This window comes from Paenibacillus sp. FSL K6-3182 (assembly GCF_037976325.1).
Classification (GTDB): Bacteria; Bacillota; Bacilli; order Paenibacillales; family Paenibacillaceae; genus Pristimantibacillus.
The window spans coordinates 4,763,946-4,778,115 of record NZ_CP150265.1; the positions used below are offsets into that span (position 1 = coordinate 4,763,946).

Below are 14,170 nucleotides of genomic sequence, written 5' to 3' on the forward strand. Positions count from 1 at the left end.
TTTCTTCGCTCCCTTTTATAAAAAAATGTAAATGCTTACATTTCTAATATAACATCGCGCTGGAAGCAGAGAGCCGCCATCTTCCAGTACTCTTTTGCTATCGTCTGCATTTTTTTAAGGCGAACAGCCCTGCTTAGGCTCTTTTGCCAAGGATGGCTCTGCGGTAATCGGTCGGCGATACTCCACATACCTTTTTGAACACCTTGCTGAAATAATTAGGATCGTTATAGCCAATCTCATAAGTAATTTCCTTTAAGCTTCGATCGGGATCAGCCATCAGCTTCTTGCCCTTCTCAATTCTGCATTCGGTTAAAAAATCGATATAATTCATGCCTTCCTGATCCTTGAACATTTTGCTCATATAAAAAGGGCTTAAGCCAAATCGCTGCGACATCAGCTCCAGCGATATATCCTTCTCTGAATGCTCAATGATATACTGCTTCATTTGCAAAGCCGCATCCGGCTGTACTCTGCTCTGATGAGTGACGATACCTTCGATCAGCTTAGTAAGCAAGCTTTCCGTTTCTGTACGCAACTGCTGATACTGCGTCACTTGGAACGAAAATAACGGCTTCTCCACTTCGATCCCCATCTCCTCTGCGACACGGGCTATAATCCACAATCGCTCCAGCACCCATTGGGCAGATTGCTCCAAGGAAGCATGATGCTGATCATGGACAACGATTAGCTCCATCACCATCTTGCGTACAATATCCCATTTCCCTAATCGAATGTGATCGACAAATTGTTTTTCCGTTTGTTTATCTTGATACCCGCCCGCAAAGGGACTACGAGATTCGATTTCACCATAAAATTGATGTTTCGCAGGCAGCGAGGCATTAGCCGTTGCAAGCAAAGCTTCTTGATATGACAACTTCACGTTTTCTAATCCCTTATAGGAATCTCCGATTCCAACAAATAAATCTCCGCCAGCTTCGCGCTGCCGCAGCAGTAAAAACTGCTGGACAAGCGAGGCTGCTTGAGCACGATAGGTTTTACTGGCATCTCGAAAAATGACGATTGGAATTTGCCGCGCAGACATCGCACCTACCCAGCCGCTTCCAGCTTGTCTCACCTTCGCTTTAATCTCACCATACAGAACTTCTGACGTTGAATGGATTGGCAGCATGACGAGCATAACAAATGCCTCGCTTGTCCGCTCTCTGCCAAGCAGCCCCAGCATATCGTCGATATGGACATCATGCACATGGTCGAAGAGCAGCTGTGTCACGACATCTGATTCGACAATAGGCATCACTTTCCTCAGCGCTTCCTCCTCGTATTGCCTGAGCGCGAGCTCGCTTTTTTCACGCATAATCTCCTCTATGACCTTGCCAATGGTTGTTGTGATTTCACTTGCCTTGCTTGGCTTTAGCAAATAATCCTTAACCCCAAGCTTGATAGCCTGCCTTGCATAGTCAAACGTGTCGTATGCGGTGACCATAATAAATTTGGCCGAAGGCAGAAACACCGAGATTTTCTCGATTGCTTCGATGCCGTTAACGCCGGGCATTTTGATATCCATCAATATAAGATCAGGCTGCCACTCGCTTGCCGTCTCGATGGCTCTAGCCCCATTTTTTGCTTGCATAAATTGACAAGAAGGAAAACCTTTTTGCAAAATAGCCTGCAAGCCTTCCCGTTCTACTTGCTCATCGTCAACGATTAACAATTTCAACATGCTCAGCTGCACTCCCTACGATTGGCATTTTTATCGTTACTTTCGTGCCCTCTTGCGGCGCACTTCTAATTTCTATAACGTCGTCGTCACCGACAAATAACCGCAGCCGTTTCACTACGTTGCTGAAGCCGATCCCCGTTGAATGGCCTACGCCATCCGCATTTCCGCCTTCTGTCAAAATATGATTGGCCTTCTCCGCCGTCATGCCTGTGCCGTCATCCTCAATTTCAATAAGAACAAGATTCTCCTTCTCATAGATGCGAAGTGAAATCGTGCCTCCATCCTCAAGCGGCTCAACCGCATGGATGACTGCATTTTCGATAATGGGCTGAAGCGTCAAGCAGGGCAGCAGCAGCTGCAGGCAGCTCTCATCCACCTCCAGTACAAATCTAAGCCGATCTGTAAAACGCGCGCTTTGAATTTCGATGTATTTCAATATGACAGACAGCTCTTCTTCAAGCGTGACTGCCCGGTCTAGCCGGCGCAAATTATAACGAAGCAAGCCTGCTACGTTGGCAATCAGATCGCTCGTTTCCTCCGAGCCGTCTAGGTATGCTTTTTTGGATAAAATATCTAAGGTGTTGAATAAGAAGTGAGGGTTAATCTGGCTTTGAAGGCTAATAAGCTGGCTTTCCTTCAGGAGCAGCTTATTCTGCTGAAGCTCGCTTTCGAGCTGTGCCTTCTGCTGAATCTCGGAGATGAGATTGTTAATATTGATCCGCATGCGATCAAAGGTTTTGGCGAGGAATGAAATTTCATCATTGGAGTGTACTGCTATAGGCTTATCGAATCTGCCGCGCGATAATTCCTTTGCAGCGATAGTCAACTTCTGGATAGGCCTTGTAATGCTAAGCGAAAACCAATAAGTAAACAGCAGCAGCATAATCGTGATTAGTGAAAGCAGCCATATGCCAAGCCGCTTCAGCTCCGCGCTTTGTTCAATAATGCCGCGGTAAAAAGCATCGTACGTCCGTACTTCCTTGTCGATGAGCGTTACTGTGGTCTCTGCTATGTATTTGTCGATGCGGGTCGCTTCCTCAAATTTTTCAGCTGATTGCTCCCCATTGCCTTGCTCCAAAAACATGACTGACAAATCCGCCGACGCCACCAAGCTATCAATCATATTGATAAAGCTCGTCAGCGTAAAAGCATTATCCTTATTTCGAAGGCTTATCGTTTGCTGCTTCGCCATCATTATGTTTTCCTTGCTTTGATTCAGCGTCTGCTGCTTGAGTGCTGTTGGCTTCTGCAAATAATCATTTAATGCTGTAATCGTCTGATGACTGCGATCAGTCACCTCATTCATGCGCAAATAACGCTGCAAAATATCATTGTATTGCTCCTGCGTCTTCTGATTATAGTAGGTGAGCACCATCCAAATCGTAACCATTATAAACAGCACGATTAACGACATCGTCAATATTTTACGCTGAATGCTGTTCATTTGGCATCCTCCGCCCGCATGACCCGAATATCTGTGAAGTAACCGTCAGGGTTTAGTGGAACCTGCTCGCCTGTCAGCCATTTGATCATGAGTGCGATGCTTTCCTCGCCCATCGCCTCTGGGGATTGCGCAATTAAGGCATCTATCTTTCCTTGCTGCATCAACGTAAGCGTCTCCGGTGAATCATCGAAGGAATAGATAAAAAAGTTGTCCACTCGCATTCGCTTGCTTATTTCCTGAATAATCGAACCCGCATGATTCGCCGAAACTGCGATGAACGCATCCGCATCCGGCTCCTCATTAAGCAGTTCATTTGTTGCCGCCGCCACATCCTCACGGGAATCTCCTGCAGCTACAATCTTGGTTATAATCTTCGGGTAGGCGTTCAGTACATTCAATATGCCCGTTAAGCGCGTTCTTTGGAAGTATTCCTGACGATCTGACACCATCAATACCACTTTGCCCACAAAGCCCATATCCGACACCATCTGCCGCGCAATCATGCTCCCCGCTTCCAAATGATCCGAGCCTACATACGTTCTGCGCAAACTCTCGTTCATCGGCACATCGTTCGCTACCGTTATGACGGGTATACCTCTACTTGCCGCCTTCACCTTTGTTAAACTTTTAAATTCGTCCGTATCAAGCCCCTGTACGATGATTCCATCTACTTTAGAAGCAATCGCAACCTCAATATTTTTCAGAAAATCATCCCGATTTGTGCCATATGTCCCCCACACCTCAAGACTTGCACCATTTTGCTCTGCTGCAGCTTTAGCGCCCCGTTCCACCTTCGCCCAAAAAGGGGTATCCAGCTCCCTCGTTATGAGGACAAGGCGGTAGCTATTGTGCTGCTCTGCCGTTAATGCAGGTTCAATCAATTCGGAGGAGAACACTTTAACCATGGAGGTCAGCGTAAAAAACAAGATGACCAAGCACACTGCAAACAAGCTAACAATTATCGATTTGCGCAACCTATTTTCCTCCTGCCGACAAAATAGGATATTTTTATGAGAGCGGTTTCATATACAAATCATAGTAGATGGCTGGCTTGCTGTCTAGTTGTAGAGATAGAAAGAGGCTGCCCTCGGTATTTAACCGTGAAGGCAGCCTCCAAATATGAAGCCATAATATGAAACATAATTAGTCGGTATTTTTAAATAACGCCCTTTTTCAAAATAAGATTGGCATAAAGCGCACTCTCACCTGTAGCAATTACCGCATAAGCCTGCTTGGCCCGCTCGTAAAATCCAAAACGTTCGACCTGCTCAAATGGCTCCGATAGACCCGTACGCTGCTCGATAATCGAGCGGTATTGCTCCCAAATTGGGGTTTCAACCGTATCACCCGGAACCACCTGCATAAGTGCTGCTGGCTTCTCAACATATTGATCTAAAGGGAACAGCTGCAAAATAGCGTCAAGCAGCGCTGGTACATCATGCCCATCCGCACGAATGAGCCGCTTGGCATGACTTGCCGCGGGAAAGTTGCCGTCGGCAATCACGATTTCGTCGCTATGTCCCATTTCGCTGAGCACCTTCAGCAGCTCTGGAGAAATCAGTTTCGATATCCCAATCAGCATGCTAACCTCCTCCTCCCGGTATCGATATAATCATATGAGTTATTTGACTCTAGCAACACGCTCATAAGCTTCGAACGCATAATTCCACTCATTCTGCTGCTCAGGAGCAAATTCCTCTACCTTAAACGATGCAGCTACAAGCTTCCTTGCTTCTTGAAGATTGCCGCATTCACCTAGCGCGACGAGCTGCATGAGCATATTGCCAATCGCACTTGCTTCTACTGGTCCCGTCCAAACCGGACGGGCAATCGCATTAGCCGTTAGGCGGCAAAGCAGCCTATTCTGAATGCCACCGCCAACCATATGCAAGCCATCAAAACGCTGCTTCGTCAATTCTTCCATTTGAGCCAGCGCCTGCCGATACCTTAATGCCAAGCTCTCCAAAATGCAGCGTGTAATTTCACCTATAGACTGCGGAACCTTCTGAGACGTTTGTTCGCAATAAGCTTGTATGCGCCCGATCATGCCGGAAGGTGCAAAAAACATCGGATCGTCGGGATGGATAAAGCTGCGGAAAGGCTCAGCCGCTTCCGCTTGCGTCACGATTTCTGCAAACGTCCAATCGTTCCCCTGCTCCTCCCATTCCCGTTTGCACTCTTGCAATATCCAAAGTCCCATAATGTTTTTGAGCAGCTGATAGGTTCCCTGAGCGCCTCCTTCATTAGAGAAATCAAGATCTTGCGCTTCTCTTGAGACGTTTGGACCTGCAAGCTCGGTCCCAAGCAGCGACCATGTTCCGCAAACTAGATATGCAAAGCCCGATTCACCATCCGCAGGAACAGCTGCAACCGCTGATTCGGTATCATGCGTTCCAACAGCAACCGCTGTAATCGGAGGGACATCCAGCTCGGCGCAAACCTCTGCCGTTAACTGTCCAATCTTCGTACCCGGATGAATCGGATCAAGAAACAACCGATTTGGAATGCCCAGCTCATCCATTAACTCTATATTCCATTGCTGTTCCTTAGGCTTGTATAGCTGCGTAGTCGTCGCCATGGTAAACTCGCACACCTTCACGCCTGTTAAGAAATAAGCAAGCAAATCAGGCGTAAGCAGCAGCGTTCTAGCTGCCGCAAGCTTCGGCGATGCCGCCTTCTTCATCGCATACAGCTGGTTTATCGTATTAAAGGGCATAAACTGCAAGCCGCCCTGCTCATATAATCGGTCTTTGCCAAACCGTTCGAGCAGCTCTTCTACTATTCCATCTGTTTGCGAATCACGGTAATGATATGGATTGCCAAGCAGCTCGCCATTATTATCGAGCAGCCCAAAGTCTACGCCCCATGTATCAATGCCTAACGTTTGCGGAGCGTAGCCTTCTTGAAAGGCTTTGCGAATGGCAAACTTCAGCTCATGCAGCAGGCGCAAAATATCCCAGTGCAAATGACCGTGTACAGAAACCGGCTGATTCGGAAAACGATGAATTTCCGTCACCTTCAGCAAGCGCTGACCGCTTGCCTTATCAAGCAGCAGCTCGCCGATTAACGCCCTGCCGCTGCTTGCGCCCAAATCAAACGCGAGCACAGTCGCAAGCTTCGTCATGCTTAAAGCCTCCTTTAACTAAAGCTAGCGCTTCACGAATGGGCACCGAATCACTTCATCTTTTGCAGTAATTCGATGCGGTAAGCTTCGCTCTCCAGCGATGCGATCTCTTCAAACTCTTCTGTCGTCAGCACCTTAGGCTCACGAATCGCCTTGGCAATCAAATAAATTTTTGTGCTTTCCTCAACGACCTCCGTACGATAGTAAGCCTCGCGTAAATTGCGACCAGACGTTACTAAGCCATGGTTGCCAAGCAGTACTGAGCTTGCTTCATTTACTTTCGCTACGTATGCATCAGCGAGCTTATCCGTCGTCGGAAGCACATATGGAACGTACACCGTCTTGCCAACGAGCGCTGCTTGATCTGGAAACATAATTGGAAGCTCCTGCTCAACTAAAGTGAATGCAATGCAATAAGGCGGATGCGTATGGACGATTGCTCCAATATCCGGATTAGCACGATAGGCATATAGATGCATCAGCACCTCAGATGATGGACGAAGACCGATATCTGTTATTTCCCCAGTCTCAATATCTACCTCGACCCATTGATGCGGCTCAACCTCATCAAGAGCAAATCCGCTTGGCGAAAGATACATTTTGCCTTCAAACTTTGCGCTAATATTGCCGCCTGGCCCTACAACCAGCTTGTTCGTTACTGTTTTGCGAGCATATTTGCATAGCTCGTTGCGAATGTCCGTGCTGCTCATTGTAAAACCTCCGATTTATTTGTAGATAGGCCCGAAATTTTGACAAGCTAGGTAATCGGCATTCTCTGGATTTGCCGTACCGAACAATCCCCATGCTCTTGGGCGGAATACACGTTCTCTTGAAACGTTATGCATATTAACCGGAATCCGCAGCATCGAAGCGAGCGTAATTAAATCAGCGCCGATGTGTCCATAGCTGATAGATCCGTGATTTGCCCCCCAATTATCCATTACCTCATAAACGGAACTGAAAGCCCCTTCACCCGTCAAGATTGGTGCAAACCATGTTGTCGGCCACGTCGAATCGGTACGTTTGTCGAGTGTGTCATGGACATCCTGCGGCAATTCTACCGAATAACCTTCTGCGATTTGTAGTACGGGGCCAATGCCCTTCACCAAATTAATGCGAGACATTGTCATCGGCATGCCGCCGCGCGTTAAGAAATCAGAGGAGTAACCGCCTCCGCGGAAATATTCGACCGAAGCTGGCCGCCATGACGTAGCATCCAAACATTTTTGCGCTTCTTCCTCCGATATTTCCCAGAACGGCTTCATGACCGGTTCGCCATCCTTCGTCTGCTCTCCTGTTCCGTCAAGCGTTGCTGAACCGGAGTTGATCAGATGGAGCAAACCGTTCTCAGCTGCACCCGCCAGCTTGTGTCCCGTGACTCGCTCCACAGATTCTGGGCTCCAATACGTGCGGACATCGGCAAAAATTTGAGCGGTATTCGTAAGCAAATATCCGAAGAGCATTACCACGCCATTTAAGCTGTCATTTTCCGTAGCTACCATATAAGGCGCCCTTATGCCGTTCCAATCGAATGATGAGTTAAGTATGGATTCCATGAAATCACCGTTTGGAAAATGATCCGTCCACTGCCGCTGCCCTTGGAATCCAGCGACGATCGCGTTATGGCCGCCAGCTTCCTCGCCGAAGCCCAGTTTGGCAAGCTCAGGGTTGCCAATCATCAGATCACGGGCGATTTGCGTCATTTTCACAACTGTTTCCCAGTCCTCATCTTTACGCTCTCTTGACGTCTGGATATCCGCAGCATTGTTATCTGCTCCTTCGATACAGTTCTCCTTCACCCAGGTAAGCGCTTTCTCGAACTCTGCTGTATCATATATGTTCTCTTCCATACGGCGTACAAATTCAGTCATATCGATGTACTCAGTACGCATGCCAAGATATTCTTGGAAGAAAGCGTCATTTACGATTGAACCGGCGATACCCATAGATACAGAACCCATCGACAAATACGATTTACCGCGCATATAAGCAACCGCCAGGCCTGCTTTCGCAAATCCAATCAGTTTGTCTTTAACATCAAACGGAACGGAAGTATCGCCAGAATCTTGAACATGCTCACCATAGATGCCAAAGGCTGGAAGCCCTTTTTGCGCGTAACCTGATAGTACAGCTGCCAGATACACCGCGCCTGGGCGTTCTGTCCCATTAAAGCCCCATACGGCCTTCGGAATGCTTGCATCCATATCCATCGTTTCCGTGCCATAGCACCAGCAAGGCGTTACCGTTATCGATACCCCTACGCCAGAGGTTGCAAATTTTTGCGCACAGGCTGCTGCTTCAGCTACTCCGCCAATGCAGCTGTCAGCGATGACACATTCAACCGGTTCGCCGTTTGGATAACGCAAATTGTCCGATAAAAGCTTAGCAGTCGCGATTGCCATGTTCATGGTTTGTTCTTCCAACGATTCGCGAACGCCTTTTCTTCTTCCGTCAATTGTTGGTCGAATACCTATCTTTGGAAACCCTGATTGAAAACGAAAGCTAGTATCTGTCATATTAAAACCTCCATTATGTTATAATAATGTTACCGATAACATTAAAATAACAACAATAAGGCTTGCTGTCAATGACTACTTTTTTGTATGATAGAATCTACGATTTATCCATAAGGGGATTACGAAATGGTAACGATATATGATGTAGCCGCTAAGGCAGGCGTCTCCGCTATGACCGTCTCCAGAGTTATCAATAACACTGGTAAAATAAGCGAAAAAACGAGAACGAAGGTAACTCGTGTTATGGAGGAGCTGGGTTATGTTCCGAATCAAACGGCGCGAAGCCTCGTACTCCAGCAAACGAAGCTGCTATTCCTGCTCATAACTGATATTATGAACCCTTTCTATACAACGCTCGCACGCGGCGCGGAAGATGCTGCCAAACGTTCGGGTTATCGTCTGCTGTTTGGGAACAGCGACGAAAATCTGGAAAAAGAAGCTGATTATGTGACGACCATCTTAACGACTCGCGTTGACGGCGTTCTTGTCGCTCCTGCTGGCGATCCTTCTCTTCCTCATTTAAATTCGCTGCGCAAGCATAATGTGCCATTTGTACTGCTTGACCGTGAGGTGCCGGGCATTGACTGCGATATCGTGCTTGGTGACAGCAGAGACGGTGCAAGAAGGCTTGTTGAGCATCTAGCCTCACAAGGGCATTCCACAATAGCGATGGTGAATGGTTCTTCCTCCATCTCCAGTGCGAGATTAAGACTGCAAGGCTATCAAGACGGCATGAAGCTCAATGACCTGGAATACAACGAGAAATATGTATTTGAGACCAGCTTTGGTCCTTTAAACGATTTGACCGAAATGGGGCAGTGGTTCGATCAGCTCTCCCCTCCTCCAACGGCTATCGTTGCGGGCAACAATGTGCTTGCTGTAGAAATTTTACGACTGTTCCGTGAACGCGGAATGAGCGTTCCTGACAATATGTCCATCGTTTGCTTTGATGATCTTGGACCTTATTCAGAAGTAGAACCATTCCTTACCGTAGCCGCTCAGCAGGCTTATCAGTTCGGCTACATGGGCATGCAAATGCTAGTTGACCGCATACAAGAGCGTGAAGCAGCGCTGCCATGGAAAAAAATCGTTTTGCCGGCAGAGCTGATTATTCGTCGATCCGTGAAGGAAATCACTTCACTCTAGCTAATCTTGTAAAAAAGTGCCTAGAGGAAACCTCCAGGCACTTTTTTAGTTTATTCTTGCTCCTTCAAAACGAGTAGCTAAACCGCTTTGGATTTGGACATTCTTATTCAAAACGGTAGCAAAAACCTGTACTCGATCACGAGCCTGCAATTGTACAAGACCACTGGCCTCTATAATGCCGCTTGTATTTGTAAAATCTTCTTGATCTGAAATTCTTGGCACGCCATTTACTCTTATCTCCAAATCAAGCGTAAAGGTTGTGACCGTAACCGTTTGAAAGAAGACACTTGCAAAAAGAGCGTAAACGCCTTTTTGTTTTGGACGAAAAGTTGAGTTAGCCGGGTTGTATTCATTGTTGAGATCCAGCTCTTCCACTTGATAAAGAACTTTAGCAGTTGTACCATCAAGAAGATTCTGATCGATTCCAGAAACAGCTCTGAACGCGGATTTGCGTCTTCTCACTGGCTTACAGATCAATTTCTTGCTGACAGGTCGCTTGCAGACAACCTCTTTGCAGATAAGCCTTTTACTGCTTTGTTTTACCTTCCTTGCTCTTGTAACAGTCATGCTTTTCCCTCCTTCTAACCCTATTTATTTAGCTAGTAACAAAACTAGTTGTTCTAGCAATACATTATTATATGGATCGAATCGATTAATAGAGACGGTACTTGTCTAGCAAAGATGAATCAGGCTGTTTTATTAAAAATAAAGAGTAACATAGTTATGATCCTGCTAGCTTCCAGCCTTTCTTTTGCCCAGTCGTTTCTCTAGCAATTGTTTGTTGTCTAATAGGTTAGTATCCGTGGGAGCATACGAAAGAGCAATCTCATTATGTTTATACGCATGCTCTAGTTTCCCTAACTTGCCGTAACAGGCCACTAGCTGCAAATGGGGAAACCATGTCCAACCCATGTGATTAATGCCAAGCAGACGTTTTTCCGGTTTTTCCAGCTTCAGTGCCAATTGGTACCAGTTAATCGCTTTCTCATAATCATAGTTTTCCTGAAAATAATAAGCGATACGGCATACGTAATCAGCACGCGGGATATCATAGTTGAATGTTTTTATAAGTGAATGCAGCTCCTGCTCTTTATTGCCAAGCTCATGATGACAATGAGCCATTCGATCACAAGCTAGCAATTGATCTTCAAAGTAGCTTGCGCGATTAGAAATAATAGCTTCATAAATCTCAATTGCCTTTTCAAAATAATTATTAGCGGTTAACTCCATTGCATAGTGCAGCAATTGCCGATTGGAGAGAACGTCTCCTTTCGCAAGCATTCTTTCATAAATACGCAAATTTCGTTCCGAGTTTGTATGCACGCGCCCGTGACTCACAGCAATATCGGAGAAGACAACATGCCCCTCAACTGCCAAATATTCATGCACGGGATCATGCCACTGAAATTGCTTGGAACGCTTCACCAGCCGATTTCTTTGAATGACAGCTGTAGGCTGTCCAAGAGGATCGAATCCAACATAATAATCCATGCTGACGGAGTCAACAGTTGAATCTATCGTTTGTTTAAGCAAGCTGAGCTTCGTTCTATCGTTTTCTTGAAGCCAATCGTCTGCATCCAGCCATAAAATATAATCTTGAGCAGCATGGCTGAAAGAGTAATTTCTCGCAGCCGAAAAATCATCATTCCAATCCATATGAAAGATTCGACTTGTGTAGTTAGCTGCAATTTCCTTTGTCTTATCTGTTGATCCCGTATCTACAATTATGATCTCTTCAACTAGGTCTTTGACGGAGTTTAAGCATTTTTCCAGTACCTGCTCCTCGTTTTTTACAATCATGCATAAACTAATCGTAATCATTGCTTCACACCTCCATAACCTATTCTCTAAGCAGTATATGGAGCCATAACTTGTGGTGTTTGGACAAATATACAAACAAAAAAAGGCCTGGAGCTCCTCCTTTTACGGAGAAATCCGGCCTTAATTGTTGATTGCATATGAACGTTAACTCTAGTATTGCTTTGGTGGAACCTCAGGCGGAATGTCCGGCTTGATCTCAGGTTCAACCTCCGGTTTAATTTCCGGGATCGTCTGCGGCTCAATTTCCGGAATAGGCTGGTCGGGCTTAATTACCGGCGAATCCGGGGGGATAATTTCCGGCTCCTGTCCTGGATTTGTCTCAGGAACCTCCTGCGGCTTGTTTTCATTATCTAACATGCTTCATCAGCTCCTTTCGCTTATAAGCATGTTTACCCCAAAACAGTCCTAAAATAACGTTCAACGTATAATTTTTTTCTCAGACTCGACTTTCCTTTTACCCGTTGACGTAATCGCGCCATTGATGTTTTGGCTTCCAGTTGAGTAGACGTTTAGCCTTTTCATTGCAGAGCAATGTTTCGTTCCCCTCCAGCGGCTTGCGGAAATCATTGACCTCCGGGAAACGAGCTGCCATTAGCGCACGGCTTGGCAGCGCCATGCTGCTATCATCCGCTGCAAGATTAAGCGCCACGCTTCCGAGCCCCTCTGCTTCAATAGCGAGCTGACAAGCTTCCGCCGCATCTCTCGTATCAATGTAGCTCCATAGAATGCGCTCGCGCTGCTCGGGATCATGGATAAATGACTCGAATCGCTCATACGCTTCTGGTGCAATAACATTGCCTAGGCGGAATGAAACAACCTGCATGCCTGTTCTACGGTTTATCATATCCGCTGTTTGTTCATTTACAATTTTGGACAAGCCATAGCTGTCCTCAGGAAGCTGCGGATGCTCTTCATCGACGGGAACATACTTAGGCCCGAACTTCTCTTTGGCAAATACGAGGCCATAAGAGGATTCGCTCGAAGCAATAACTGCCTTGCGGATGCCAAGACCCGCTGCAGCTTCCAATATGTTGTAGGTAGACATCACATTGTTGTGAAAGGTAATCTCATTCGGATGCGAGTACGCAACTGGAATGGCAGCCAAATGCACAACGGCATCCGCCCCAGCCAATACGCCGTACACTTCACCCAAATGGTTCAAATCAACGATTACGGTACGGCATAGCGGTTCGGCTGGATGTTTCACATCCGCATTCACAACCACGTATCCCTGCTCAACAAAATGCTTAACTACCCATTTCCCCAGCATGCCGCTGCCGCCTGTAACAACTACTTTCGGCACTTCATTCACTCCTTCTTATGCTCCTAATATTTGTTCAATCCGCTCCGTAATATCAGCGCTTAGCACGACACCCGATGCCTTCACGTTCTCTTCCACCTGTGCAGGATTGCTAGCTCCAACGAGTGCACTAGATACATTCGGCTGGCGCAAAATCCAAGCAAGCGCCAGCTGACCAACCGTTAATTCCAGCTCTGCTGCCACCACGCTCAGCTCGCGCACTTTATTGATTTTCTCTTCCGTCACACCTTTGCGCATGCCATCAAGCTTCGCTGCACGGCTGTCCGCAGGCACATCATTCACGGAACTGTATTTGCCCGTCAGTAGTCCCTGAGCGAGCGGCGAGAACACGACTTGTCCAATACCGCCGCGCTCTCCGTAAGGAATGACTTCCTTCTCGATATAACGGTTAAACATATTATAAATCGGTTGGTTAACTACGATTCGGTCGAGCAAGTAACGATCAGCAATTGCATGCGCTTCCACCATTTGCGCGGTTGTCCATTCGCTAACGCCAACGTACAGCACTTTGCCTTGGCGTACCAGATCATCAAGCGCACGAAGCGTCTCTTCCATAGGCGTACTTGGATCATGGCGGTGGCAGTAATATAGATCCACATAATCTGCTCCAAGCCGTTTCAGGCTGGCATTGCACTGCTCCATAATATGTTTGCGGGATAGTCCCCGATCATTTGGACCATCACCCATCTGTCCAAACACTTTCGTTGCGAGCACATAGGATTCCCGTGGAAAAGCACGAAGCGCTTCTCCCATCAGCTTCTCTGCTTCCCCTCTCTCATATACATTCGCTGTATCAAAAAAATTAATGCCAAGCCCGTAGGCTGTTTGAATCGCTTTCACCGCATTTTCACGTTCTACGTAACCGCCGTATGTCAACCAGCTTCCTAGACTGATTTCACTAACCTTCAATCCACTTTTCCCTAAATGACGAAATTGCATCTCTACTCATCTCCTCATGAATTGTAAAATAGCAATCGAAATGCTGCCTTAAGCACGCTCGCATCTCTATTCTAGAGAAGTTTGTATCATTATGTAAGTAGTGAAAAAAAGGTCACTATATTATATGAAATATACATACTATACTTAAAGTAACTGCTAGTTTCTTGATTTTCATCTT

13 protein-coding genes are annotated in these 14,170 nt (G+C 46.6%); 1 reads left to right on the top strand and 12 read right to left on the bottom strand.

Annotated features, from left to right (window positions below; translation table 11 throughout):
• Window positions 1-133 precede the first annotated feature (133 nt).
• The 7 genes from MHH56_RS21235 to MHH56_RS21265 all read right to left on the bottom strand — a co-directional run bounded on the left by MHH56_RS21235 (window position 134) and on the right by MHH56_RS21265 (window position 8,765).
• On the bottom strand, window positions 134-1,681 hold the full coding sequence (locus tag MHH56_RS21235; protein WP_339203671.1) for a response regulator: 1,548 nt from the start codon (window positions 1,679-1,681) through the stop codon (window positions 134-136).
• Window positions 1,659-3,125 (bottom strand): sensor histidine kinase, encoded by a 1,467-nt coding sequence (locus tag MHH56_RS21240; protein ID WP_339203672.1) that lies wholly within the window; start codon window positions 3,123-3,125, stop codon window positions 1,659-1,661. The genes MHH56_RS21235 and MHH56_RS21240 overlap by 23 nt, the downstream gene beginning before the upstream one ends.
• Window positions 3,122-4,099, bottom strand: coding sequence for a substrate-binding domain-containing protein (locus MHH56_RS21245; protein WP_339203673.1), 978 nt, complete (start codon window positions 4,097-4,099; stop codon window positions 3,122-3,124). The genes MHH56_RS21240 and MHH56_RS21245 overlap by 4 nt, the downstream gene beginning before the upstream one ends.
• A gap of 182 nt (window positions 4,100-4,281) precedes the next feature.
• Window positions 4,282-4,707, bottom strand: a complete 426-nt coding sequence (gene fucU / locus MHH56_RS21250; RefSeq protein ID WP_339203674.1) for an L-fucose mutarotase — start codon at window positions 4,705-4,707, stop codon at window positions 4,282-4,284.
• 39 nt (window positions 4,708-4,746) lie between these two features.
• On the bottom strand, window positions 4,747-6,249 hold the full coding sequence (locus MHH56_RS21255) for a rhamnulokinase family protein (protein ID WP_339203675.1): 1,503 nt from the start codon (window positions 6,247-6,249) through the stop codon (window positions 4,747-4,749).
• A gap of 50 nt (window positions 6,250-6,299) precedes the next feature.
• Entirely contained in the window at window positions 6,300-6,959 is a 660-nt protein-coding gene (locus MHH56_RS21260) for a class II aldolase/adducin family protein (protein ID WP_339203676.1), read from the bottom strand.
• Window positions 6,960-6,974: 15 nt separating this feature from the next.
• The gene (locus MHH56_RS21265) at window positions 6,975-8,765 is read right to left on the bottom strand and encodes an L-fucose isomerase (RefSeq protein ID WP_339203677.1); all 1,791 of its coding nucleotides are present in this window, start codon (window positions 8,763-8,765) and stop codon (window positions 6,975-6,977) included.
• Between the two features lie 126 nt (window positions 8,766-8,891).
• On the opposite strand from MHH56_RS21265, the gene MHH56_RS21270 reads away from it, so the two are divergent.
• A complete protein-coding gene (locus MHH56_RS21270; protein ID WP_339203678.1) occupies window positions 8,892-9,911 on the top strand; it encodes a LacI family DNA-binding transcriptional regulator in 1,020 nt (339 codons plus the stop codon).
• 45 nt (window positions 9,912-9,956) lie between these two features.
• Here the strand turns inward: MHH56_RS21270 and MHH56_RS21275 are convergent, their stop codons facing one another.
• The 5 genes from MHH56_RS21275 to MHH56_RS21295 all read right to left on the bottom strand — a co-directional run bounded on the left by MHH56_RS21275 (window position 9,957) and on the right by MHH56_RS21295 (window position 13,992).
• Window positions 9,957-10,478 (bottom strand): ABC transporter permease, encoded by a 522-nt coding sequence (locus MHH56_RS21275; RefSeq protein WP_339203679.1) that lies wholly within the window; start codon window positions 10,476-10,478, stop codon window positions 9,957-9,959.
• Window positions 10,479-10,643: 165 nt separating this feature from the next.
• A complete protein-coding gene (locus tag MHH56_RS21280) occupies window positions 10,644-11,732 on the bottom strand; it encodes a glycosyltransferase family 2 protein (RefSeq protein ID WP_339203680.1) in 1,089 nt (362 codons plus the stop codon).
• Between the two features lie 150 nt (window positions 11,733-11,882).
• Complete coding sequence (locus MHH56_RS21285) at window positions 11,883-12,089, bottom strand: hypothetical protein (protein ID WP_339203681.1); 207 nt, start codon at window positions 12,087-12,089, stop codon at window positions 11,883-11,885.
• A 97-nt stretch (window positions 12,090-12,186) separates the two neighbouring features.
• The gene (locus tag MHH56_RS21290; RefSeq protein ID WP_339203682.1) at window positions 12,187-13,035 is read right to left on the bottom strand and encodes an NAD(P)-dependent oxidoreductase; all 849 of its coding nucleotides are present in this window, start codon (window positions 13,033-13,035) and stop codon (window positions 12,187-12,189) included.
• Between the two features lie 15 nt (window positions 13,036-13,050).
• Complete coding sequence (locus MHH56_RS21295) at window positions 13,051-13,992, bottom strand: aldo/keto reductase family protein (RefSeq protein ID WP_339203683.1); 942 nt, start codon at window positions 13,990-13,992, stop codon at window positions 13,051-13,053.
• Window positions 13,993-14,170 lie beyond the last annotated feature (178 nt).